This is a genomic window from Mesonia sp. K4-1 (assembly GCF_008017825.1).
GTDB lineage: Bacteria > Bacteroidota > Bacteroidia > Flavobacteriales > Flavobacteriaceae > Mesonia.
Map to the genome: position 1 here is coordinate 1 of NZ_VRLS01000090.1, position 2,289 is coordinate 2,289.

General features: G+C 29.9%; 2 protein-coding genes. Both read right to left on the reverse strand.

All coding sequences use genetic code 11. The features are described 5' to 3' along the window. Positions 1 to 118: 118 nt before the first annotated feature. Positions 119 to 955 (reverse strand): DNA damage-inducible protein D, encoded by an 837-nt coding sequence (dinD, locus tag FT986_RS14375; RefSeq protein ID WP_147865663.1) that lies wholly within the window; start codon positions 953 to 955, stop codon positions 119 to 121. A gap of 192 nt (positions 956 to 1,147) precedes the next feature. Beyond that, positions 1,148 to 1,906, reverse strand: a complete 759-nt coding sequence (locus FT986_RS14380; protein ID WP_147865664.1) for a hypothetical protein — start codon at positions 1,904 to 1,906, stop codon at positions 1,148 to 1,150. Between the last annotated feature and the right edge of the window lie 383 nt (positions 1,907 to 2,289).

Here is a 2,289-nt window from a genome sequence, read left to right on the forward strand (position 1 = left end):
ATTTATCAAGTTTATCAACGGTCTAAAACTAAAAAAACCGCTTAAAAGCGGCTTAAAAAAATAGTTTTATTAGAAATTATAGACTTGTGCAACGGTTACTATTGTTGTGTGTAGTGTTTTAATTCAGTTTGTCGGGATTTTTAGAAATTTTTCTATCATCACTGTTTAGTTTTCTGCTAACCTTATTGATGTCTTCTTCTGGTTTTAAATTCTCAGGAACTATACCTCTTGAAAGCAAAGTTTTTCTTACAGTTGAATTATTTGTTATATGTTCTCTTGAAATAGCAGACTCCGTTTTCATTTTTTTATCCTTAGCATTAAATATTGTTATTTCAGTTGCGAAGTCTTTAGCTTTCAAAAGGATAGTTGGCATAAAATCAGCTAATGGTTTATTTTTAATATCCCATTTCTTTTTCATTTGTTGAGTGTTTCTGCCGAAAAGAGCTGTATCTCCTTTACTTCTAATTAAAGCAAAGTTTTTATTTCCGCCTGTTTGTTCGAAAATTACTTGTGATAATTCTTTCTCAGTTTCTTTTAGTTTATTTCTAGCTTGAACACGTTCATATTCAAGCATTTTTTGTTCAATTATCTCAGCTTTTCTTGTCTGTACAGCAAAATATCTTTGCGCAAAAGCAATTTTTTCTTTCCTTGGGTCTCCATTTTGAGCTATCAAATAACAAGCATATCTTGTTAGCATTATGTCTGGTATTTCTTTTTCAGTTCCCGACCCGATAGAGACCATTTTCCCGACGTCGGCAAAATGGTTAGAAATGTCCTCTCCAGATAGTTCACAAGCTGTTTTTGCTTTTGATATAACGTTTTGAAAATTATCCCATTTTGAGTATTCTAACAAGTGTTGTAAATCTCTTGCTAGCCAAAATTCAACTCCTTCATCCGTTTTGTGTGAATTGGACTCAAAATTATCTGTAAGTGATTTTATTAAATTTGATTTCATATTGTGAAAGTACGAATTTTTAATGTAATTTTAGTGGTCGTTGGACATTACACACAACGTGATTGTATAAGATTAGTTGCGTGGTTTAAGCACTAAAGTTAGCAAATAAATCACAGATAGAAAGTCCGCGAGGACTTTCGTAAACTGGCTAAAACCAGCAATTAATTTTATACGGTGTTAGCCATTGTTATTTTATTCAAATTCAATATTCCAATTATTTCTCAATGACTGTAATTTAGGAACAATACAAGATTTTTTCTCATTTTCAGCCGAGACGAAAATTGGAACAAAATCACCTTTCTTTTTGTCGCTCATAATCGAAAAATCAGTTGTAAATGATTCTCCAATAATCTTTTTTCCGCTCAATGTTTGATATTCATAATGCACAATAATTCCTTGTCCAGCGTTAGATATTGGAAGTCCAGATTTTGCCATCATAGAAACAATTTTTCCTTTAAGCACTTTTCCAAATTTGTAGAGTTTGACCTCTTTTTTCAAGTTTCGAATTGAATAAATTAGAAAAGGTAATCCAATAACCAGAAATGGAATAGGAAATAGTAATAAGAAACCTGATTCAAAATCATATGGTTTTAAATCTTTCAATATCGAATTTCCATTAAGTTCTTTAATTTGTATACTGTTTCCAACTTCTATTTTTTCTATTTTTCTTTCTTCAAGAACTTTATATTTAGATTCAGTTTCTTTTCCATTCTCTGAATATTTATATGATATAATTGTTGGATTAACGCCATTAATAGTAACATTATACTGTGTTTCAATATCTGTTATTTGGGCTGTAATTTGTTTTCCTTTAGTATTTATTAATTCATAATCAACTTTTGGTGTTTCATTTCCAAGTGATGAAAATATTATTAATAAAATTGTAGCAATGAATAATGGAAAAAAAGTGAAACCAAACCCAAAAATTATTGATATCGGTTTCTTTTTCATAATATTAATTATAGTCGAAAATTTTACTTTTCTTGGTGTATTATTCATTCGTGAGTTTCGTTTTTCTAATAATGGCTAACGGTCTTGTATATGGCTCGTAGCGTGCAAATTAGCGATTATTTTCGGTTTGAGCACAAGCCAGATTTTAAAATTTTACTATTTATCTTTTTTATTGGAAATCGTCAAATTTAAAAATTTGGCGACTTTCTAAATAAGCATTATCTTCGATTAAGCAACTACCAAGCTATGAGCTATATACGTCTTAAGTTTGATTCTTATTAATTTTATAGTATAAATCAGAAAGAGCAAAGAGAGGATTAAGGTTATGATATACGGTGAAGCGTTAGACTTCGACAACATTGATAATCCCCTCTCTTTAACTA

Excerpts from the sequence above, each read along its gene's own strand:
- dinD (WP_147865663.1), bottom strand. The coding sequence starts at position 955 with ATGAAATCAAATTTAATAAAATCACTTACAGATAATTTTGAGTCCAAT.
- FT986_RS14380 (WP_147865664.1), bottom strand. The coding sequence starts at position 1,906 with ATGAAAAAGAAACCGATATCAATAATTTTTGGGTTTGGTTTCACTTTT.